21 protein-coding genes are annotated in these 21,746 nt (G+C 29.8%); 11 read left to right on the forward strand and 10 right to left on the reverse strand.

The window, feature by feature from the left end; translation table 11 throughout:
* Nucleotides 1-122: 122 nt before the first annotated feature.
* Both FVE77_RS12465 and FVE77_RS07105 read right to left on the reverse strand, forming a co-directional pair.
* The gene (locus tag FVE77_RS12465; protein WP_154669755.1) at nt 123-269 is read right to left on the reverse strand and encodes a hypothetical protein; all 147 of its coding nucleotides are present in this window, start codon (nt 267-269) and stop codon (nt 123-125) included.
* Between the two features lie 46 nt (nt 270-315).
* Nucleotides 316-1,455 carry a toxin-antitoxin system YwqK family antitoxin gene (locus tag FVE77_RS07105; protein ID WP_026746175.1) on the reverse strand — a complete coding sequence of 380 codons (1,140 nt, stop codon included), beginning with the start codon at nt 1,453-1,455 and terminating at the stop codon, nt 316-318.
* Between the two features lie 315 nt (nt 1,456-1,770).
* Between FVE77_RS07105 and FVE77_RS07110 the strand changes: the two genes are divergently transcribed.
* A complete protein-coding gene (locus tag FVE77_RS07110) occupies nt 1,771-3,984 on the forward strand; it encodes a heavy metal translocating P-type ATPase (protein WP_026746174.1) in 2,214 nt (737 codons plus the stop codon).
* A gap of 198 nt (nt 3,985-4,182) precedes the next feature.
* Nucleotides 4,183-5,892, forward strand: coding sequence for a DEAD/DEAH box helicase (locus FVE77_RS07115; RefSeq protein ID WP_026746173.1), 1,710 nt, complete (start codon nt 4,183-4,185; stop codon nt 5,890-5,892).
* Nucleotides 5,893-6,072: 180 nt separating this feature from the next.
* On the opposite strand, the gene FVE77_RS07120 is transcribed toward FVE77_RS07115, so the two are convergent.
* The 6 genes from FVE77_RS07120 to FVE77_RS07145 all read right to left on the reverse strand — a co-directional run bounded on the left by FVE77_RS07120 (nt 6,073) and on the right by FVE77_RS07145 (nt 12,016).
* The gene (locus tag FVE77_RS07120; protein WP_051254510.1) at nt 6,073-6,825 is read right to left on the reverse strand and encodes a DUF4846 domain-containing protein; all 753 of its coding nucleotides are present in this window, start codon (nt 6,823-6,825) and stop codon (nt 6,073-6,075) included.
* Nucleotides 6,826-6,984: 159 nt separating this feature from the next.
* Nucleotides 6,985-7,947: a DUF4300 family protein gene (locus FVE77_RS07125; RefSeq protein WP_036087915.1), complete on the reverse strand. Its 963-nt coding sequence runs from the start codon at nt 7,945-7,947 to the stop codon at nt 6,985-6,987.
* A gap of 44 nt (nt 7,948-7,991) precedes the next feature.
* On the reverse strand, nt 7,992-8,534 hold the full coding sequence (locus FVE77_RS07130) for a hypothetical protein (protein WP_026746170.1): 543 nt from the start codon (nt 8,532-8,534) through the stop codon (nt 7,992-7,994).
* Nucleotides 8,535-8,942: 408 nt separating this feature from the next.
* Entirely contained in the window at nt 8,943-10,595 is a 1,653-nt protein-coding gene (locus FVE77_RS07135) for a Na/Pi cotransporter family protein (protein WP_026746169.1), read from the reverse strand.
* 289 nt (nt 10,596-10,884) lie between these two features.
* On the reverse strand, nt 10,885-11,517 hold the full coding sequence (locus FVE77_RS07140; protein WP_026746168.1) for a DUF421 domain-containing protein: 633 nt from the start codon (nt 11,515-11,517) through the stop codon (nt 10,885-10,887).
* Between the two features lie 55 nt (nt 11,518-11,572).
* Nucleotides 11,573-12,016 (reverse strand): DUF3290 family protein, encoded by a 444-nt coding sequence (locus FVE77_RS07145; RefSeq protein WP_026746167.1) that lies wholly within the window; start codon nt 12,014-12,016, stop codon nt 11,573-11,575.
* 326 nt (nt 12,017-12,342) lie between these two features.
* Here FVE77_RS07145 and FVE77_RS07150 point away from each other — a divergent pair, with 326 nt between their 5' ends.
* The 9 genes from FVE77_RS07150 to FVE77_RS07190 all read left to right on the forward strand — a co-directional run bounded on the left by FVE77_RS07150 (nt 12,343) and on the right by FVE77_RS07190 (nt 20,359).
* The gene (locus FVE77_RS07150) at nt 12,343-14,601 is read left to right on the forward strand and encodes a peptidase U32 family protein (RefSeq protein WP_026746166.1); all 2,259 of its coding nucleotides are present in this window, start codon (nt 12,343-12,345) and stop codon (nt 14,599-14,601) included.
* A 51-nt stretch (nt 14,602-14,652) separates the two neighbouring features.
* Complete coding sequence (locus FVE77_RS07155; protein ID WP_026746165.1) at nt 14,653-15,738, forward strand: O-antigen ligase family protein; 1,086 nt, start codon at nt 14,653-14,655, stop codon at nt 15,736-15,738.
* Nucleotides 15,739-15,759: 21 nt separating this feature from the next.
* Nucleotides 15,760-16,323 (forward strand): RNA methyltransferase, encoded by a 564-nt coding sequence (locus tag FVE77_RS07160; protein ID WP_026746164.1) that lies wholly within the window; start codon nt 15,760-15,762, stop codon nt 16,321-16,323.
* A gap of 36 nt (nt 16,324-16,359) precedes the next feature.
* Nucleotides 16,360-16,776, forward strand: coding sequence for a PTS-dependent dihydroxyacetone kinase phosphotransferase subunit DhaM (locus FVE77_RS07165; protein WP_026746163.1), 417 nt, complete (start codon nt 16,360-16,362; stop codon nt 16,774-16,776).
* 24 nt (nt 16,777-16,800) lie between these two features.
* Nucleotides 16,801-17,310, forward strand: a complete 510-nt coding sequence (gene rimM, locus FVE77_RS07170) for a ribosome maturation factor RimM (RefSeq protein WP_026746162.1) — start codon at nt 16,801-16,803, stop codon at nt 17,308-17,310.
* 35 nt (nt 17,311-17,345) lie between these two features.
* The gene (trmD, locus tag FVE77_RS07175) at nt 17,346-18,107 is read left to right on the forward strand and encodes a tRNA (guanosine(37)-N1)-methyltransferase TrmD (protein WP_026746161.1); all 762 of its coding nucleotides are present in this window, start codon (nt 17,346-17,348) and stop codon (nt 18,105-18,107) included.
* A 19-nt stretch (nt 18,108-18,126) separates the two neighbouring features.
* Entirely contained in the window at nt 18,127-18,651 is a 525-nt protein-coding gene (locus FVE77_RS07180; RefSeq protein ID WP_026746160.1) for a gamma carbonic anhydrase family protein, read from the forward strand.
* A 220-nt stretch (nt 18,652-18,871) separates the two neighbouring features.
* Nucleotides 18,872-19,477, forward strand: a complete 606-nt coding sequence (locus FVE77_RS07185; protein WP_026746159.1) for a PadR family transcriptional regulator — start codon at nt 18,872-18,874, stop codon at nt 19,475-19,477.
* 18 nt (nt 19,478-19,495) lie between these two features.
* Nucleotides 19,496-20,359 carry a CPBP family glutamic-type intramembrane protease gene (locus FVE77_RS07190; RefSeq protein ID WP_026746158.1) on the forward strand — a complete coding sequence of 288 codons (864 nt, stop codon included), beginning with the start codon at nt 19,496-19,498 and terminating at the stop codon, nt 20,357-20,359.
* Nucleotides 20,360-20,423: 64 nt separating this feature from the next.
* Here the strand turns inward: FVE77_RS07190 and FVE77_RS07195 are convergent, their stop codons facing one another.
* A complete protein-coding gene (locus FVE77_RS07195) occupies nt 20,424-21,296 on the reverse strand; it encodes a CPBP family intramembrane glutamic endopeptidase (protein WP_026746157.1) in 873 nt (290 codons plus the stop codon).
* Nucleotides 21,297-21,488: 192 nt separating this feature from the next.
* A complete protein-coding gene (locus FVE77_RS07200; protein WP_026746156.1) occupies nt 21,489-21,671 on the reverse strand; it encodes a hypothetical protein in 183 nt (60 codons plus the stop codon).
* Nucleotides 21,672-21,746: the final 75 nt, after the last annotated feature.

The raw sequence follows: 21,746 nt of genomic DNA on the forward strand, positions 1-21,746 counted from the left end.
ATAGCTAAATCTAAATTTTGATATTTTTTTGAAAATTAAAAAGACAGTACTTTTTAATAATAGATTAACTAATAATCAGTTAATATTAAAAAGCCTGTGCTTATATTTATTTTTTATTTACCTTATCTGTTTCTACCTGAACCGCTTCCACTATCTGCAGATTTTCCTGAAATTCCTTTACAGTAACTTCCCTTCTGTACTTTTATATTTTGCGAAAAACTTAACAGTCCAAATGATAATAATGCTCCTAAAACTAATTTTTTCATCATAAATCATTACTTTCAAAATATTTATACTTTAATTCTTTCTATTGTACTACTTAATTACAGGATTTTTCAAAAATTCTCTCAAAGCTTTTGGATCTTTATTGTAATCCTTCACAAAACTTAATGAACTTTCCGAAGGAACTTTACAATAACTCTTGAAATATTTTGTAATAAAATCTTTGTCGTTAAGTTCAGTATATTTTTTTGATACTTTTTTAATATCTTTAGACATCTTTAATAAATATGATTCTATAAGTGCTTGAACAGGCTCTCCTTCAAATATATAATACTGAGGGATAACCATTCCCAACGAAGAACAAAAAGATTTGCTTCCAAAAAGTTTTACTTGTTCCTTATAGTGTTCTTCTGTCAATCCCTTTAAATTGAATTCCTTCAATGTCTTGAAAAAGTAGTCCCTATCCTCAACATTTACCTTATAAGTGCTATCTTGTGCAATAAATCCTAGAAACTTATCAATCTTTGTTGAACTTACAACTTCATCATCTTTATAGGTTCCTTCTTCTAAAAGTCGTCCTTTATTATCAAAAACTTCAAATTTACCATCTCTAATAAATGTATAATAGGAATAGACAATTCTATTTATTTCTTTGTATATTACTTCAACTTTCATTGTAGTTTCTTTATTTCCTTCTTTTGTGTGAATTTCCATTATACCTCTATTTCCTGAAGTTTGAGTATATGTGGATTTAATACTTCCATCTTGATTGTATACTTTAGCAAAAGTCAAAACATCATTTTTAAATATTTGTATATTCATTAGTTGTCCATCTTCATAATAATTTTTAGATTCACCATCTTTTACCCCATTTTTCCATTCACCAGCATCAATTAATTGTCCATTATCTGTATAAGCATAAAGTTTTCCATGATTTTTACCATTTTTTATAGTGGATAATCCAATAATTTTCCCATCTAAATAGAGAACTGCCACTCCACTAAATCCTTTTCCCGGTTGTCGCGGAATTCCATTTATTATTTTAAGCGTTGTTATATCACTCACATCAACATCTTTAAGCTCGTTATAATTACTCAACTTTGAAAGCCCTTTTATTGTTCCTAATTTTACTCCAAACGAAATTGTACTTACTAGCATAGCTAGTATTAATATTACTAATTTTCCTAGATAACTTTGTTTTTTTGAATTTATTTCACAAAAATAGTATTTCATTTTAATCTCTCCTATCTTCATTTACATATTTTACAATAGCACATTATTTCATAAATTACATCATAATATAATCTTATTAATGAAATTCAATAAATTATACCACATATATCTGATATTATTCTTTTTTTATACTGTTAATATTGAGGTTTTATTAACAAATATTAAATCACAATATATCTAGTAAAAATAACTGTAAAATTAAGAAAAAATATATTGACAATAAATATTAAATATAGTAAAATATATATGAATAAATGTTCATACGTTTGAATAAAATAAATTTGATAAATAAAAAAACTTTTGGAGGTTAGGCTCATGAAAACTAATGAATGCACGTTATTTATTGAAGGGATAGACTGCCCTAACTGTGCCGCTAAGATTGAACGTAAATTAAATACGCTGGAGAGAATTAAGGCGGCTACTGTTGATTTTCTTGGGAAAAGGGTTATTGTGGAGTCTGAGAATTTTTCACAGGATGAACTGGCTGAATTTATTCAAGCCGAAGTGAATAAAATTGAGCATGGAGTAAAGATTTCTACCAAAAAACTTCATGCCCACAGCCATAGTCACTCACATTCTCATGCACATATCCATGATCATAGCCACTCTCACGCTCATGGAGAAGAGGATACTGATAAAATAAAGAAAAAATTATTAATTGGTGGAATTTTATTTGTTTTAGGAATTTTTATTCCAAAAACTCTATTTATTCCTAAATTAGCTGTATTTTTAATAAGTTATTTCATAATCGGCGGCGATGTTCTGCTTTCTGCTGTAAAAAATATTTTGAAGGGACAAGTTTTTGATGAAAACTTTCTGATGGCAGTTGCGACAATTGGGGCATTTGCTATTGGAGAGTATCCTGAAGGTGTGGCTGTTATGCTATTCTATCAGCTTGGAGAACTGTTTCAAGGCATTGCAGTTAATAATTCAAGAAAATCTATTATAGCGTTAATGGACATTCGTCCTGATTATGCAAATCTTAAAACTGATACTGGAATAAAAAAAGTAAATCCTGAAAAAATCAAAGTCGCTGACATTATTGTAGTAAAACCAGGAGAAAAAGTACCTTTGGATGGAAGAATTATAAATGGAAATTCAGCTTTTGACACTTCTGCACTAACAGGAGAATCACTTCCTCGTGAAGCAAAAACAGGAGACAACGTCCTAAGTGGGTTTATAAATAAAACGGGGCTTGTGGAAATTGAAGTTGCAAAAGTATTTTCAGAATCAACTGTTTCCAAAATACTTAACTTGGTGGAAAATGCCAGCAGTAAAAAGTCAAAAACAGAAAATTTTATTACAAAATTTGCAAAATATTATACTCCAGCAGTTGTAATAACAGCTTTAATTATGGCAATTTTCCCTCCATTGTTAATTTCAGGCGCAACATTTACAGACTGGATTTATCGTGCTTTAATTTTCCTTGTTGTATCTTGTCCATGTGCTTTGATTATCTCTATTCCATTAGGGTTTTTCGGTGGAATTGGTGGTGCCTCAAAACATGGGATTCTAGTAAAAGGTGCAAATTATCTGGAAGCACTGAATGATGTGGAAAGTGTCGTTATGGACAAGACTGGAACTTTGACAAAAGGTGTCTTCAAAGTTACTGAAATAAACGTTGAAAATAATGTAAAAATAAATGATTTTGAAAATAATAAAACTGATTTGACACAATCTTTACTATTAAAATATGCCGCACATATTGAAAAATTTTCAAATCATCCTATTGCACAGTCAATAGTTTCTGAATATGAAAATTCTGCTACAAAAATTGATGAAAGCATTGTAAAAGATTTTGAAGAAATTTCAGGATTTGGAATAAAGGCTAATATAAATAATCATCAGATTTTAGCTGGAAATTCCAAATTAATGAACTTAGAAAATATTAAATTTACTGAAAAAGAGAATTTAGGAACTGTAATTTACATTGCATTTGATGGACAATATATCGGAAATATCCTAATTTCTGATGAAATAAAAGCAGATTCTCCAAAAGCAATCAAGGGAATAAAGGCAAACGGAATCAAGGAAATTGTGATGCTTACTGGCGATAACAATGCAATCGGTAAAAACATTGCTCAAAAACTTGGAATTGACAAAGTTTTTGCTGAACTGCTTCCAAATGAGAAAGTTGAAAAGCTGGAAGAAATTTACAAGACTAAAAGCGAAAAAGGGAAAGTTGTATTTGTAGGAGATGGAATAAATGACGCACCTGTACTTGCCAGAGCCGACATTGGAATCGCAATGGGAGGTGTCGGAAGTGATGCCGCCATCGAAGCTGCCGATGTTGTAATAATGAATGATGAACCTTCAAAAATTGTAACTGCTATGAAAATAGCTAAAAAAACTAAAACAATTGTTTGGCAAAACATTACTTTAGCATTTGCTGTAAAATTAATAGTTCTAATTCTAGGGCTTTTTGGGGATGCAACAATGTGGGAAGCTGTATTTGCAGACGTTGGTGTTGCTTTGCTTGCTGTATTGAATGCAACTAAAGTTTTGAAATATAAAGTTAACGAAAGCTAAATAAATCAGTGCTTAAATGAATTTTGGCTAATCTTTAAATTTAGCCTCAAAATTATTTTGTCACGGTTTATGAAAATAAATTTTAAAAATTAAGTACAAAAAGCTAAAAAATATGATATAATAACACGTACAAAAAATTTTTTTAAAATAATAAGTATAAATTAAACTATAAAACGAAAGAAGGTAAATAAAAAAGTAATGCAAAGATTTGAAGATTTTGGATTAAGCACGGAGATGCTTAACGCTTTAAGCAAAAAAGGATTCGAGGAGCCAAGTGAAATACAAAAATTGGTAGTCCCTGAATTATTAAAGGAAAGAACCCACTTGATAGGACAAGCTCAGACAGGAACAGGTAAAACTGCAGCATTTGGTATCCCAATTTTAGAAACAATTGAAGCTGATAAGACAGTTAGAGCCTTAATTTTAGCACCAACAAGAGAACTTGCCAATCAAGTTGCCGATGAAATTTATTCATTGAAAGGAGCAAAGGATTTAAAAGTGCTCGCTGTCTATGGTGGTGCATCTATCGAAAATCAGATAAAAAAATTAAAATCTGGAGTAGATATTGTCGTTGGAACGCCAGGACGTGTTATGGACTTAATGAGAAAAAAAGTACTAAAAGTTGACAACTTAGATTATTTTGTGCTTGATGAAGCCGATGAAATGCTAAATATGGGATTTTTGGAAGATATTGAAGCTATTCTGGAAAAAACTAACGATGAGAAAAAAATGTTATTCTTTTCAGCAACAATCCCTAAAGCAATTATGGCTATTGCCAAAAGATTTATGCCAGAACACAAATTATTAAAAGTTGAGAAAAAAGAACTTACAACTAATTTGACCGAACAAATTTACTATGAAGTAAAACAGGAAGATAAATTTGAAGCTTTATGTAGAGTTCTTGATTATGAACAGGATTTTTATGGAATTGTATTTTGCCGTACAAAATCTGAAGTAGATGATGTTACAAACAAATTAAAAGCTAGAAACTACGATGCAGAGTGTATTCATGGAGATATTACTCAAGCTCTCAGACAAAAGGCGCTTGATCTATTCAAGAAAAAAATATTGACAATATTAGTTGCGACAGATGTTGCCGCACGTGGAATTGATGTAAGCAACCTGACACATGTTATCAACTACTCTATCCCACAAGAAGCCGAGTCCTATGTTCACAGAATAGGAAGAACAGGACGTGCTGGACAAAAAGGTGTCGCAATAACTTTTGTAACTCCGAGAGAGGCTAGCAAACTTGCTCAAATTAAACGTATCACAAAAACTGACATAAAACGGGAAGACATTCCGAATGTAGAAGAAATTCTTGAGGCAAAAAGAGAAGCATTGGTTGCTTACGTTGACGAAATCATTAAGGAAAATGACTTTGATGCCTATAAGGAACTGGCTGAAAAACTGATGGACGGAAGAGATGCGAAACAAGTCCTTGCATCTGTATTAAGACATGTTTATGAAGATGAATTCTTACCTGACAATTATAGTGAAATTCAAGATGTGAAAGTTAAAATTGATGACAAAACAAGATTATTTATCGCACTTGGAAGTAAAGATGGCTATAATGTTGGACGATTGCTTGATTTATTAAATAAAAAAGCAAAAACACCAGGAAGAAAAGTAAAAGATGTTAAAATTATGGACAAATACTCTTTCATAACAGTACCGTTACAGGAAGCCCAATACATAATGCGAGCCTTAAATTCTAAAAAAGATGCAAAACCGCTTGTTGAAGAAGCTACTGGAAATAGAAACAGTGGAGAAAAGTCTGGTAAAAAATCAGACAAAAGAAAAGATAGAAAAGGAAGAAAAAAATCTTCTGATAAAAAATCATCAAAGGGATCAAAAGCAAAAAAAGACAGCAAAAAAGACAAAAAAACAAGAAAAGTAAAAAAATAATCTAATTATTTAATTTCTTAAACAAAAAAACTCGGAAAATAATATTTATCTTCTGAGTTTTTTATTTTATTATTTTAAGTATCTTATTATTATGTTTTTTCTTTTTTATTTTCGTAGGATTACTCATTAAACAATTTCTATTCTTTAAGAAGATTTGATATTGAAAGTAAATTTACAAAACTAAAATTTTCTTAATTCTTCTATTGGAAATTTCCATTCAGGTGTTACAAGTACATCTTTTCCTTTCAATGAATACCATACTCCTCCATTTTCAGGATTTATCAAAATTTGAGTCTGCTGAGCAGGCATATACGATTGAGCAAGCATAAATATTTTTTCTCCTTCCTCATTTTCAGCCATATCCACTACAATAACAGCGTGTCCTGGACTGCCACCCATAATAAACACATCTCCAATTTTCATATTTTCGATTTTTTGCGGTGTCATTTCCTTTTCAAGGGATAATGTTCCTGCATATCCAAAAACAATATTCATAAAGTTTCTAAAGTCCTTGTATGTATTAGATGGAGCAGATTTTTTATAGTAACTTCCTTTTCCATTAGGATTTATTCGATAACCTTGCATCCACTTAGAATATTGCGCATTAAATCCTGTCACAAAATTAAAATTAATTTTATCGTATTCTTTTTTACTATAAAAATATTCACCACGTAAAAGCATTATTGCATCAGCACATTGGTGCAAATCCCTGTCGCCTATTTCCACATCAAATACACTGTCATAAATCCCTTCACTCTGTTTGTAATTTCCGTTAAAATACTTCACTTTTTCTCCATAAGGCTTTAATTTCTGATTTCTTAAAAATTCAGCAAAACTGCCTTTTTCTACCGCTACTCTTTTGTATCCTTGCGGAACACCGTATCTTGCTTGCAGTGTCATTTCCTCTGGATTTATTAATTTTTCAGATTTCATATTATTTTCTGAATTTATTTCTTTAGAATTATTTTTTACTTCATTACTACAAGCAAATTGAAAAACTGCCAATAAACTTATTCCAGCAAATAATTTCCATGATTTTTTTCTTGTAAAAAAAAGCATTGTTAGATACTCCTCTTAAAATATTTTAAATAATTATTTATTATTATTTGGATTCCCTCTGTAGCCCTTTAGCAAGTCATCGTTTTCCATAATAAATGGCTTCGCAGTCTGTTGTCCCCATGCAGTATCATATTTGTTCATAAGATAATCATTCAGCTCTGTTCGATTATTAAATTTTAATACTTGGTAAGGCTGTTGAAATGCCAATTTTTCAATAAACATAAGTTTTCCATTGCTTTCTGGGATGAGAACTCCAACATGTCCAACAAATAAAATATTTTCTTCAGGTTCATCATTAAAATGAAAAAACACAGAAATCATTGATATTTTACTATTTTTATCAAATGTAACTCCTCGCTCTTTCCACGCATTTTTCACATTTTCAACGTGAATATTTACATCTTTAGTAGCCTTTGTCGGAATTTCTGAAAATAAATTTACAAATCTATCCTTTTCATTTTGTGAAAATAATTCAAATGGTACATTTTTCAGTGACTCCATATCCATAAAAAGCATTTCTCCTGTTTTTACAACTGGTTTTTCTACTTTTACGTAATCTTTCATAAATGTAAATGCTGTTATCCGGCAATTAAAGCCTGGAAAATTCTTATTTTTTTTATCCCAGATTTGCTGGATAGCCACTTCATCATAAGTTGGATTTATATTTTCAGAATTAACAAAGCCTTCTTTTATAAGCCCTTTATTTTGAGTTGCTTCGTTATAGTAATTTACACTTTTGAAAAAAAGATTTATATTGCTGGAATTAACTCCAGCATTTTCTAAATTTTTCTCAACCTCTCCCTTCACAGTTTTATCTGCTAAATTTGAATAATTTATATTTTTTAAGTACTCTTTTTCTGAAGTTCCTGTAACTTTTCCACTTTCAGTGGTATTCTGCTTTTTTAAATCATTAGCCTTACTGTCACTTTTTTTGGAACATCCTGCTGTCAATATTATTGTTAATGCTAAAATTAATAGTAACTTTCTATTTCTCATTGTATTCACCATTCTATTAAATATTTTTCTTTCTAAAAATTTCTTTACGATTTACTGCTCACATTAAAACTTTTGCTGTTTGTAAAATAGTTAGCTTTATCCTCTGAAATTGATATTTTTAAATTTTCAAGATTTTTCTGTGCAGATTCCTTATTGGAATTTTTATCTTCAGCAAGTTCCAAATAAAGATATTTTCCATTCTTTGCTTCTACATTATCATCTATCTTGTCACTTGTATATATTTTTGAAACTTCCCTATTTATCCTAGTTTCAGTCGTGTTGATTATTGGCTCGTCTATTTCATCGCCTGCGCTGTTTTTTGAAATGCTCTTTTGAGTTACAGTAACTGCATTTTTTGATAATTTTGAATTTTTTATTGTTTTATCAAATTCGATAATTACAGCCTTAACTTTTTTTCTTGAACCTTGCTGTTCAGTTACTGCTGTTACATTTTTCACATTATCTACACTCAGATTCTCTTTATCTGCAATTTTTATATCAATATGATTGTCGTTACTTTCTGTTAAAATTACAAGTCCAACTAACATGATTAGAGCTCCAAGTATTATATTCCCTATTTTTCTCATAGTTAATCATCCTCCTTTAATTTCATAACTATTTCTTATTATTTTTGCAGAATAACCACTTCCACTACTATATTATACTCCACAATATTGTCAAACTTTTGTTTTTTTCCTTAAAAAATTCTGTAATTTTTTCTTTAATTTTAATTTCAGTAAGTCACGTTCTATGCCTAGCCCCTATTAATACTATATAAAAGCAAACATTTCCTAATTCCTTTTGTTGAGTTTTAGATAAAATAGTGTAATTTTCTTTTGGAATAGCTAAATTTCTATTTGCTATCTAAAATATCCTAAAATTTTACTATCTTAAAAAAATTCAATATATTTAAGAAAATAGAAGCTTTAAAAATATAACAAAGTTTTTGTTTCCAAATATAAAAATAAGCTATCACTAGCCTATTCTTATATCCCCTAATTTGCTTTGTTTTCAATCATTTTCTCAACTAAGTTTCTCGCATGGTCTCCAATTCTTGTGAAGTGTGACACAACATCTATGTAGTAAAGTCCTGCTTTTACATCACATTCCTGTTTACTTACACGTTTTATGTGAGCCTTTCTTACTTCTTTTTCCTTAGTGTAAAGTTTGTTGTGCAAATCTACTACTGCGAAGGCTTTTTCTGTGTCATTATTTCTTAGCGCCTCTTCAGCAGTTTCAATAATTTGTTTTGAAATTAGGAACAATTTTTGTATTTCTTCATGAGCTGTCTCTGTAAATACCAATTTCTTCTTAATTTCATATCTGGTATCTCTTACGATTCCAGCCGCGTGATCCCCTATACGCTCTACATCACGGCACATGTCAAGATACATGCTGATTTCTTCTCCATCTTTTTCAGTTATATGTTCCTGTGATAATGAAGTTAAGTATTTTGTAATTTCCTGATCAATGTTATTTATTGCTTCCTCTGTTTTGTCAACTCTTTCTGCAGTTTTCTCGTTATGATCATGAAAAAATTCAACTGATCTTTCCAAACTTTTTAATGCAATTGAAATCATAGAAAGCATTTCCTGTTTTACTTGACCCAATGCGATTGAAGGGGTGTATATTAATGCAGCATCCAGATATCTTGGCTTATGTTCAACTTTGTCCTCTTCTTTTTCTCTGATTAATTTTACAACAATGTATTCCAGCACTCCAATAAACGGAAACAGCAAAATTGTTGTCATAGCATTAAACGATCCATGTGCAAACGCTATTGTTACTTTTGGATTCAAATGAAAAAACTGGGCCATTTTTTCCACAAACATTGAAAATGGCGATAAGAAAATCATAAAAATAACTGTTCCTATGACATTGAACATTGTGTGAGACAAAGCAAGTCTTTTTGCCGAAGTATTTGCTCCAATTACTGCAATTATCGCTGTTATTGTTGTTCCGATGTTATCCCCAAAAAGTACAGGCAATGCCGCTTTTAAGGTTATAAGGTTTTCCTGATACACATTTTGTAAAATACTGATTGTAGCACTTGAAGCCTGAACCAGCATTGTAATCATTGTACCGATAAATACTCCTAAAACTGGACTGTTGCTTAATTTTATTGTTAATTCTGTAAATGCTGGCAGATGTTTAAGCGGTTCCATTGCACCTGACATTAATGTCAATGCAAAAAATATTCCCCCAAAACCAAATAAAATTCTACCTAAATTATTTATGAAATTATGTTTTACGAAAAATAGGCACGCCGCTCCTAAAAACAGTATCGGCAATGCATAATGCGTAATGTTAAATCCAATTATGAAAGTTGTAATTGTTGTACCGATATTTGCTCCCATAATGATTCCTATTGCCTGTCTTAAAGTTAAAAGCCCTGCTCCAACTAAACCTATAGTAATAACTGATGTTCCTGAACTCGACTGTATCAAAGCCGTTACAAAAATTCCAACTAGAACTCCTAAAAACGGTGAAGTTGTATATTTATCCAAGATATATCGAAGCCTATCTCCAGCTGCCATTTGCAGCCCATCCCCCATATACTTTATACAAAATAGGAATAATCCCAGTCCTCCCAGGAATCCAAATGCCATCTGCTGATAATTAATTGCACTAGCTGCTGCTCCGTTCATCAAACCAATCCTCTCTTATTTTTTATTTTTTGATTGTGATTTCTTATTAAAGTTCAAATTTTAGATAAATTCTCCCTTTGTTATATTTATATCATATTTTCTTTAAATTTTCTATTATTTTTCCACAAAAAATTGTAATTTTTTTTTCTAAGAATGCTAATTATTTTTCAAGTTTTTAAAATTACTATCTGTCTGTATATAATACTATTTCCAGTTTAAATAGCAGAAATAAAAAAAATACTCAAAATAATAATTAGCGCTATTAAATCCGAGTATTTTATATTTTATATTATTTCTTCACAATAAAAAGTTTATCATCATTACTGTATTCCACTAAGAAAATATCATTAATATCTAAAACATTGTACTTTGCCAGTTCTTCCTTAAGCCATTCATCATTTTTTCCAATATGCTCTAGATTATCTTCCATTATTTTACCTTCGGAAACTAATAAATTTGAATAATTTTCATCGTTTTTTTGTATAACAATTAGCTGTCCGTTTGATTCCATAAAAGCATCTTCAATATCAGATATTTGAAAAATTCCTTTTGTTCTTAATTTTGTATAGAAATCAGGGATAGAAAGAGTTGCCTGAGCAAAATTTTCTGTTATCATTTTTCCGCCTTTTATTAAGTATACAATTTCTCCGTCTATCATTTTTTTTACATTTTTGTTTGAATTTTTTAGAAAATCTATTGTTGTCATCAACAGTCCCCATATTAACAATACTATTAAAAATTGAACTATTGTTATGCTCGGATTGTAAATTACACCACCAATAATTCCCCCAAGAACATAGTTACCTATCTGATCTTCTGTTGAAGTTGGTGCCAGCTGGCTTCGTCCGTTTAAATTCATAAATACTACTAAAGCAATAAATCCAATTGTAAGTTTTATCGCCAAAGGAATTATAAAATCCAAATTACATCATCTCACTTTCTTTATTATCTTTCCTTATTAAAAACAAGAAGTTTCATTATTCTTTAAATGTTTTAATTTCATCTACGTAAGGAACTGTCATTTGTTCAACCAGAATATTATTGTCTACCCAGTGAATCTGATAGAATTTATCCCTTATTTTATAAACAGTATGTTCTGTTATTTCAGGAGTATTTATAAAAATCTCATCTTCTCTTACTTTAAATTTTTCAGCTAATTTTTTAATAACACTTGCCGAATTTTTATAAACTTTTTCCCGATTATTATTAGCTCTGTAATTTTCAAAATGATACAATCCAAACAAGAAAATAAACATCAAACCAAGCATACTAAGCTGCTTATCTCTTAAAGAAATACTTCCTCTAAACCATTTCCAGAATGCAAATAATACAAATGCAATTACAAAAATAATCATAATAAGAAAAAACTTGTCAATTACAAGCTTTTTATTCTCTAAATAAATAAAATTATAAAATTCCATATTTTTAGCATTCTCTCCTTTCTTTATAATTTACATCCTATATAGTATCATTTTTTTATCAAAAAATAAAGAGTTTTATAAAAAAAATAATTTGAATTTCTAAATATGTTTCTAAATTTTATTCTTAAAATTTTCAAATTAGTGATTTTTATTGAAAGTTTATCAAGAAATGATTATTAATAAATATTTTTTATAATTTTCAAGTTTATTAAAAAATAAATTGGAAAAAAATACCAAATTTGCTATAATATATAAGATAAAACTTTTAGAAAAATGGAGAGAAAATTAAATTGGAACAAGATATAAATTTTGATAAAAAAGGAAAAATGAATATTTTAGCACCAGCTGGAAATTATGAAAAACTAGTTGCCGCTGTGAAAGCTGGAGCTAATGAAGTATTTTTTGGTCTGAAAGGATTTGGAGCGAGAAGAAATAATGAGAATCTCGCAATGCAGGAAGTATTCGATGGAATTGATTATGCTCATTCACGTGGAGTTAAGACACTTATGACTTTAAATACGATTTTGAAAGATAGTGAGATTAACAGCATGTATAACAACATTAAAAGAGTTTATGAGCATGGGATTGACGCTGTTATTGTGCAGGATTTGGGATTTGTGAAATTTTTGAAGGAAAATTTTCCAGATTTAAAAATTCACGGAAGTACGCAGATGACTGTGGCAAATCACGTGGAAGCCAATAAATTAAAAGAACTAGGACTTACACGTGTCTGCCTTGCTAGAGAACTTTCCTTTGAAGAAATAAAAAGCATTCGTGAAAAAACTGACATTGAACTGGAAATATTTGTTTCAGGTTCACTTTGCATTTCTTATTCTGGAAATTGCTACATAAGCAGCTTTATTGGAGGAAGAAGCGGAAACCGTGGACTTTGTGCCTATTCCTGCCGTAAAAGGTTTACAGATGAAAATGGAGAAAGTGCTTATTTTTTAAGCCCGAATGATCAGTTATTGCAAGAAAAGGAAATCAATATGTTAAAGAATATTGGAATTGATGCAATAAAAGTTGAAGGACGGAAAAAATCGAGCGAGTACGTTTTCGAGACTGTAAGCTACTATGACAATATTCTAAAAGGCACTCCACGTCCGACAGAAAGTTACAAATTGTTTAACCGTGGATATTCAAAAGGATATTTTTATTTGGATAACAAACTTATGAACTTTAAATATTCTTCAAATTTTGGATATTTTCTTGGAGCAAGGATTGGAGAATCAAATAACTTTAAAATTGATGATGAACTTATTTTAGGAGATGGTGTTCAATTTGTAGATGAGACTTTTGAGCAGATTGGCGGAGAATATGTAAATAAAATTCGGATTATTGAAGCTGGAGAAAATAGAAATTCTGAAAAGAAAAATAAAAAGCAAAATAGTCACAATGAGAAAGAAAAAGTCCAAAAAGCAAATAGATTTGATATTGTTTCAATCGGAAAATTACCAAAAGGAACAAAATATATTTACAAAAATTATTCTAAAGAAATTAACGACAGGATTATCCATAATATAAAAGTTTCTAAAAGGTATGCCGCTATTAATGCGACATTACTTGCAAAAAAAGGGGAGGAAATCGAACTTACGCTGGAAATTGAAAATTTGAAAAACGAGATAATTTCTGTGACAAAGAAAGGAAATCTTATTGAACAAGATGCCAAAAAATTGATTACGAAAGAACAAATCGCAGAGAAAATTGGCGAACTTGGAGATACGACTTTTGAACTTGGTAAAATTCAAATTGATTATGATGGAACTTCGTTCATTCCTTTTAGTGAACTAAAAAATCTCAAAAGAGAATGTGTTTCAGAACTTTTGGAAAAATTGCTTGAATCTTACAAAAGAAAAGCTATTGAGCGAAAAAAATATAATTTTGAAACGATTAATCTGGAAAATGGAAAATCTAAAGATAGTAAAAAACCTGTTATCTCAGCACTTGTTACAAATGATGACCAGGAAAATGCTTGCCGTGAAATGGGAATAACAAAAATTTACCGAAAACAGTTTGACGTTGCAAAGGAAAAGAATTTGTCAAAAACAGATAAGATAAAAATAGGTACAAACCTAGTTTCCAATCTTTATCAGGCAATTATGGGAGAAAAAACTGGAATAAAAGGACAAACGCTGGACTGGAACTTAAATATTTTCAATAATCATACAATTGAGATGTTTTCTACTTTCAAAAATCTTGAAACAGTATTTTTATCGCCAGAATTAAGTTATCGGCAATTAAAAAACATAAAATCTGACAAACTGAAAAAAGGGCTTGTGATTTACGGTTACCTAAAAGGAATGTATATCGAACATAAAATTTTTGATAAGGAATACAAGGAGCTGGAAGGCGAATTTTATGACAAGTACAAAATTGTAAGAAATGAACTTGATAATATTGAACTCTATCTAGACAAGCCGATGAACCTGATACCAAGGCTGGATGATATTTATGAACTGAATTTAGATGAATTGAGGCTAGATTTCACATTTGAAACAACAACGGAAGTAAAAAAAATCATTAAAAGCATTGATACAAAAAGTGGCAAATATACTCCTTATGCCTTTGAGCAGGGAGTCTTATAAAAAAATTTAAAATTTAATTTTACTATGTTATTATAATTATAAGGAGGAAACTTGGATACAAAAAATCAGAAGTATCTGGAAAAATTGTATTTACTTTTAGGTGCTTCAATTTTTATACATTATGCTTTAGTTATCTTATTTAGCATTCTAATATTAATAAATATATTTATAACTGGAGAATATAAAAAAATATTTAAGGACAAGTCGCTCATTACAGTGGGAATTGTTTTGGGATTTTCACTTATAACTTCCGCCTTTTATAAAAATATTTTAGGTCTAATGGCAATTCCCATATTTTTATGTATTGTAGTTGGGCGTTACTATACGTTAATTGTTGATGTAGAATTTAAAAAAAATAATTTGGAATGGATGGCAAAATTTTCGGGAATTTCACTTTTAGTGGGAATGGGAGAATTTTTATTCACACATAACAGAATCGGATATTTTGCATACTTTAATCCTAATTATCTAGGAAGCATTATGATGATGTCTGCAATCATAAATTTATATTTTACATTTGAAAAAAAATCAAAAATTAATTTTGCTGTATTTTTAATGAATATTCTGACAATATTGCTTACTGGATCAAGATCTTCACTAATTGCAGTTGTTTTAGGAATATTTACATTATTTTTCTACTTTTTACGAAGAAGATATTTTGCTGGATGTATTTTAATTCTTTTATCATATATTTTGGGAGTAGTTTCAGGCGTTTTCCCATTCTTGCGTGAAAGTACATTAATAGAATATTTCTGGCTAAGAGTTGAAATTATTGATATGGCATTTAGAATTTTTAAAAAAACAAATATTCTGTATGGACACGGAAACTTTTTTTACTATAAATTTACAAATTATGTGTATCCGCATTCACATAATGCACTTGTAGAACTGCTTTTAAGTTATGGGCTAATCGGAACAATAGCCTTGCTTGCGGTATTTTTACGTTACTTATACGATATTTTGAGAAATGACAGAAATAATGTGCTAAAAATTGCTCTAATTGCTGGAATTGTAATTCATAATTTTACTGATTTTGCAATTTTCTGGGTACAAACTGTACTGCTGTTTATTATGGCTTTAGCTTACAAAGAGCAAAATGAACAGATACGTGGCTACAGGCAGAAAAGAAAGAAATAAAAAACTGAAAGGAATATCAAAATGAGAGATAATATATATGTGGGGCTTGTCCACTACCCTGTTTACAACAGAAATAACGATGTTGTGGCAACTTCTGTCACAAATTTTGATATACACGATATTTCCAGAACTTGCAGAACTTACGATATAAAAAAATATTTCATTATAACTCCAGTTGATGCCCAGAAAGAGCTGACTGGCAGAATTATTGGCTACTGGACTGAAGGAAATGGGATAGAATTTAACAAAAATAGAAACGAAGCCTTTGAAAACACAGAACTTGAAGATTCTGTCCAAAGTGCTATAGAAACAATTGAAAAAATTGAAGGAAAAAAACCAAAAATTATTACAACTTCAGCAAAAATTTTCCCAAATACTGTTGGATATGCTGATTTAGGCAAGGAAATCGTGGAAGATAATACTCCGTATTTAATTTTATTTGGAACAGGATGGGGACTTACAAATGAAATTATGGATTTATCCTATAAAATTCTGGAGCCAATCCGCGGGAATACCAGATACAATCATTTGTGTGTCAGAAGCGCTGTTTCAATAATTTTAGACAGATTACTAGGAGAAAACTAAAAATACAACCATAATATGAAAGGACAGAAATAAAAAATGAAAGAAAATAATCATAAATTAGTAGGAATTGTGGTAGTTAGCCACAGTAACACGCTTGCACAGGAAATTATTAATTTTGTAAAAGTATTTAAACAGGAAGACTTTGCATTGGAAAACGGGGGAGATGTAAAAAGAGAAGTTTATGGAACAAATGTAGAGAATGTGAAAGAAGCAATAATCCGAGCAGATAATGGAGCCGGAGTGCTTGTTTTCGTAGATATGGGAAGTTCTGTATTTAATGCATCTAAGGCAATAAAAGAGCTGGAAGGACAAGTTGAAGCAAAAATTGCAGATGCTCCATTAGTGGAAGGAGTAATTTCAGCAGTTGCAGCTAACTTTGATGAAATAGATCTGGATGAATTGAAAATGATTGCAGAAGACAGCAGAAAGTTTACAAAATTGAAAAAAATTTAAGAAAGCGAGAAATTTAACTAAAAAATGGAAAATTTAATAAATATAGGAACAATTGTCGGAACACACCATTTACGTGGAAGTGTTAAAATCAATTCAATTTTTGAAAACATTGAACTTATTGAAAATGAACGTGTTCTTCTTGAAAAAAATGACAAAAAAAAATTATTTGTTGTAAAAAATGTAAAAAGGCTAAATGATAAAAAAGCAATCTTGGACTTTGAAGGGATTGACAATATTGATGCCGCAAAGGAACTGAATGGCTATAAAGTTAAAATCCGTCGTGATTTACTGCCTGAAAGAAATGAAGAGGAGTTTTATGTAAAAGACTTGTTTGGAATAGAAGTATTTTCTGAAAATGAAAAAATTGGAGAAGTTACAGATGTTATGGAAACTGCTGCACATAATATTTTAATTATTGAGGATATTGTAACAAAAAAAGAAATAATGATTCCATTAATCGATGAATTTGTAACAAAAATCGATTTTTCAAACAACAGAATCGAAGTAACCCTGATTGATGGAATGAGAGAATAAAAAGAATTTGAAACTAAACGCAAGAGGTAAAATCAATGAAATTTAACGTACTTACACTTTTTCCAGAATTATTTGAACAATATTTATCCCAAACTATACTAAAAAGAGCAGCCGAAAGAGATATTATCAACTTTAACATCGTAAACATAAGGGATTATGCCAGAAATAAACACAGCCAGATGGACGACATCCCTTTTGGCGGCGGTGCTGGAATGGTTTTAAAGCCAGAAGCCTACTGGAACTTCTTTTACGAAAACTATGAATTTTACAACAACGAAAATTCAAAAAAACCTTATGTAATTTTTTTATCCCCACAAGGAAAACAGCTGACTCACAATAAAGTTACAGAACTTTCAGAAAAAGAGGAAATCGTACTTATTTCAGGTCGTTATGAAGGACTGGACCAAAGGGTAATTGATAAATTTGTGGATGAAGAAATTTCCATTGGAGATTACGTCTTAAGCAGTGGCGATCTACCTTCCCTTGTAATTATGGACTCTGTAATCCGTATAAAAGAAGGCATAATAAAAAAAGAATCCTTTGAAACCGACTCTTTCTATAACGGACTTTTAGGCTTCCCGCAATACACAAGGCCCGTAGAAATTGACGGATACACCGTTCCAGAAGTCCTGCGAAGCGGCAATCATGCTAAAATTGATGAATACAGGCAATTTCATTCGATTGAGAAAACTATGAAGAATAGAATAGATTTATTTGAGAAAAAGTTAGAAAGTATTGATGAGGATTTGGAATTTAAGAAAGTTTATAAGAAATACTTGAAAAAGAAAAATATGTAGTTAGGAGAGTGTGTTCAGGATGATTTATGAATTGGACGGAATAAAACCTAAAATATCGGGAGAGGTATTTATTGCTGAAAGTGCTGATGTTATGGGAAATGTAGAACTGAATGACGGGGTAAATATATGGTTCGGTGCGGTACTAAGAGGAGATGTGGAGAAAATAATTATAGGGAAAAATAGCAATGTTCAGGATAATTCGACATTACATACTGATTTTGGACTTCCCTGTATCGTGGGAGAAAATGTTACTGTAGGTCATAATGTGATACTTCATAGCTGTGAAATAGGAGATAATGTAATCGTAGGAATGGGCAGCGCAGTTTTAAATGGATCAAAAATCGCTCCTAACTGTCTTATAGGTGCAGGTTCTTTAGTCACTCATAAAATTCCTTACGAGAAAGGCGTTCTCATTTTAGGAAGTCCTGCTAAAATAGTGAGAAAACTGACTGATGAAGAGATAGAGCATATTCAAAAAAACGCTGACCATTATGTGAAAAATGGAAAACTATTTGCTAAAGCTCTGAAAAAAGAGAATATTTAAAAATCGTAAAGTGTCATTGTTTAAGGACAGCCTAAAGGTTGTCTTTTTTTATTATTTACATTTATATTTTCTTGGAAATAATAAATTTGGAAAATTGCTTTATTAATAAGAATTAAGTTGAAATCACAAAACGAAAAATAAAATACTAAAAATTTTAAAATAAACTCTTCACAATACCTAATAGGTATGTTACTATAAGATATATAGGAGGTATATTATTATGGATAAAATAATTTTAGGAATTTTAATGTTACACAGAATGACGGCATACGAGCTTCGAAATGTAATCAGAAACAATTTTAAATCTATGTGCAGCGACAGCCTCGGGAGCATTCAGACAGCTCTCAAAAAATTGCTTATGTCGAAAATGGTTACTTTTGAAGAGCTTGTTGAAAAAGGAGTAAATAAAAAAAGATACTCAATAACTGATGTTGGACAAAAAACACTGATAGAATGGATAAGTGTTCCTATTGACATGTCAAAAACAAAAAATTTAGATATTGGAAAACTTCTTTTTATGGGATATATTTCAAAAAATGAACAAAAAAATCTGATTGATAAAATCATTCATTCTTTAGAGAAGGAATATACGTCGCTAAAAAAATTAAGGGAATCAATACATATTGAAAAAGAAAGGGAAACACTTAAAGACCATCTGCTTAAAGATACAGAATATCAAGAAAGAATTAAAAATTTAAATAAAGAAAACGATATATATGAAAACATTAAAGAAATCAGTAAATTTACATTGGCTACTTTAGATTATGGAATTGATATTACTGCTTTTAACATAGAATGGTTTAAAAAATTGAAGAAAAAAATATAAAAAGAAAGGTGAAACAAGATGAATGATATAAGTAAGATTAAACGAAACATAATTATCTTTACAATTGTTAGTACTGCTTGTGGCTGGATTGGATACCTTGTTGATAAATTGTCTGGTCAAGCCCATTATGAAAATGTTGGAACAATGGCAGGAGAAGAACCTTTTGGAATGCTTATCTGGTTACTATCTCCATTAATTTGTACAATTCTTCTTCGCATTTTTGGAGAAGATGGGTGGAAAAATTCAGCGGTTTCCATTAATTTTAAAAATAATAAAAAGTTATATTTGATTAGCTTTTTAGTATACCCCACTGTCACTTTAATTGTTATATTACTGGGATTAATAACGAAAGGGATTAAATTTCCCAATGTAAATATTGGAATTACAGCCTATATTGGGGTTTTATCTGTACAAATTGCCATTCAATTTATAAAAAATATATTTGAAGAGTCAGTTTGGAGAGCCTATCTTACAAACCAATTGTTAAAATTAAAATTATCCGATTTGAAATTGTACTTACTTATCGGATTTATCTGGTGGATTTGGCACTTGCCATATATTATGATATTTTTGTCCGAAAGTGAAATACAAAACACTTTACCTGTTGAGAGACTAACTTTTTTCCTTGCTGGAACAATAGTAGTGATATGCTGGACGGTAATATATACAGAAATTTTTAGAGTTACTAAATCTATGTGGCCATTAGTTATTATGCATACTATGGAAGATGCAGTGATAAATCCGTTGCTTCTTTTAGGAATTGTATCTGTAGAAAAAAATCAGGCATTTCTTTTTTCACTTTCAGTAGGTATAATTTCGACAATTCTTTACTTGACAGTGGGATTAGTTATTAGAAATTGGAGAAAAAGACAAGATAGATAAAGCAAAAAAGAAATAAGCACTGATATAAAAGAAAAAACTAAAAACTAAAAACTCCCTATTTACCCTAAAACAACTTGTAATTAAGTAGCAAGCCAGAAATTACAATAACAAGTATTACCACTAAATACAATCCATTAGTTTTCAGAAATCCAGCAACATTTTTTCTATCTTCATCACTTAATTTAAATACTAAAAATATATCTTTATAGCTTTTCTTTATTAATCCAGATATAAAGAAAGATAGATAGAATATAAGCAAAAATACGGCGATTATCACAAAAATAAGCAGGGAGGCTTCTCCTATTTCAGGTGTTTCAGAAATCATATTTATTAGAATATGCATTAAAATAGAATATTTAATAGAATATCTATATGCAACATAAGACAGTACAATACCTATAAAGAATGCTGGAATAATCATATCTATATTATAATGAGATAATCCAAAAAGAATTGAGCTGGAAATTATTGCTGTTTTGATTCCATACTTTTTCAAATTATTCATTATAACTCCACGAAATATTATTTCCTCTAAAACAGGTGCAATACATATTGCATGAATTATATGTAAATATAAAGGTCTCTCTATTACAAAATCCTGTTCATAAATATTGCTTACTATTGAAATTATAAAACCTAAAGCGATATTTATCCAAAAAATCGATGCAAAATATATATTGAAATCTCGTTTGCTTAGTGTTTCATTCACTTTAAAATATTTGTATTCCTTGTTATTTTTTATAAAGTAATAAAGAAACGGAATACAGAATAAAAATTTGTCTATTCTAAAAAAATACATGTATCTTAACACATCATTGTTTGTTATCGCTATTCCTTTTTGAATAAACACTTTAAATACTAGATAACTGCAATATATTATACATAAAATTAACGAAATATCTCTTTTTTCATTATTTTTTGCTAACATTTTTTGCATTTAAAACCATCTCCCATTTGATTCCATAATTTTTTTTATTATTAACAGACATATTATACCTTTCTCCCATATTTTGTCAAATTAATTTTTTATTTAATTTTCAATCAGTTTAAAATTATAGCAAAATAGGAGCTTCTGCATATACAGAAACTCCCTTTCTCATACAATATTAAATTTAAATCTATAAATTACCTATTCAGTTTTATTAAAAAACTTAAACAAATACTTTCCACCTAACCCAATAACAGCACCTGTTACTGCAGCTGTCAATAATCCTGGAATCCACCCGTACATATCAATAACTTTGCTTCCAAGTATGGAAGAAATTACAGAGATTACTATAACTAATAAATTTTGATATTTTTTGCTACTCATAGTTCTGCCTCCACCAACGATATTTTAATTTATTTTATCTTTCTGCATATATATTACTCCAATTTAAATATTTTG

The organism is Leptotrichia hofstadii (assembly GCF_007990525.1).
Classification (GTDB): Bacteria; Fusobacteriota; Fusobacteriia; order Fusobacteriales; family Leptotrichiaceae; genus Leptotrichia; species Leptotrichia hofstadii.

Coding starts and splice junctions, on each gene's coding strand:
- FVE77_RS12465 (WP_154669755.1), bottom strand. CDS start 269: ATGATGAAAAAATTAGTTTTAGGAGCATTATTATCATTTGGACTGTTA.
- FVE77_RS07105 (WP_026746175.1), bottom strand. CDS start 1,455: ATGAAATACTATTTTTGTGAAATAAATTCAAAAAAACAAAGTTATCTA.
- FVE77_RS07110 (WP_026746174.1), top strand. CDS start 1,771: ATGAAAACTAATGAATGCACGTTATTTATTGAAGGGATAGACTGCCCT.
- FVE77_RS07115 (WP_026746173.1), top strand. CDS start 4,183: ATGCAAAGATTTGAAGATTTTGGATTAAGCACGGAGATGCTTAACGCT.
- FVE77_RS07120 (WP_051254510.1), bottom strand. CDS start 6,825: ATGAAATCTGAAAAATTAATAAATCCAGAGGAAATGACACTGCAAGCA.
- FVE77_RS07125 (WP_036087915.1), bottom strand. CDS start 7,947: ATGAGAAATAGAAAGTTACTATTAATTTTAGCATTAACAATAATATTG.
- FVE77_RS07130 (WP_026746170.1), bottom strand. CDS start 8,534: ATGAGAAAAATAGGGAATATAATACTTGGAGCTCTAATCATGTTAGTT.
- FVE77_RS07135 (WP_026746169.1), bottom strand. CDS start 10,595: ATGAACGGAGCAGCAGCTAGTGCAATTAATTATCAGCAGATGGCATTT.
- FVE77_RS07145 (WP_026746167.1), bottom strand. CDS start 12,016: ATGGAATTTTATAATTTTATTTATTTAGAGAATAAAAAGCTTGTAATT.
- FVE77_RS07150 (WP_026746166.1), top strand. CDS start 12,343: ATGAATATTTTAGCACCAGCTGGAAATTATGAAAAACTAGTTGCCGCT.
- FVE77_RS07160 (WP_026746164.1), top strand. CDS start 15,760: ATGAGAGATAATATATATGTGGGGCTTGTCCACTACCCTGTTTACAAC.
- FVE77_RS07165 (WP_026746163.1), top strand. CDS start 16,360: ATGAAAGAAAATAATCATAAATTAGTAGGAATTGTGGTAGTTAGCCAC.
- rimM (WP_026746162.1), top strand. CDS start 16,801: ATGGAAAATTTAATAAATATAGGAACAATTGTCGGAACACACCATTTA.
- trmD (WP_026746161.1), top strand. CDS start 17,346: ATGAAATTTAACGTACTTACACTTTTTCCAGAATTATTTGAACAATAT.
- FVE77_RS07180 (WP_026746160.1), top strand. CDS start 18,127: ATGATTTATGAATTGGACGGAATAAAACCTAAAATATCGGGAGAGGTA.
- FVE77_RS07185 (WP_026746159.1), top strand. CDS start 18,872: ATGGATAAAATAATTTTAGGAATTTTAATGTTACACAGAATGACGGCA.
- FVE77_RS07190 (WP_026746158.1), top strand. CDS start 19,496: ATGAATGATATAAGTAAGATTAAACGAAACATAATTATCTTTACAATT.
- FVE77_RS07195 (WP_026746157.1), bottom strand. CDS start 21,296: ATGCAAAAAATGTTAGCAAAAAATAATGAAAAAAGAGATATTTCGTTA.
- FVE77_RS07200 (WP_026746156.1), bottom strand. CDS start 21,671: ATGAGTAGCAAAAAATATCAAAATTTATTAGTTATAGTAATCTCTGTA.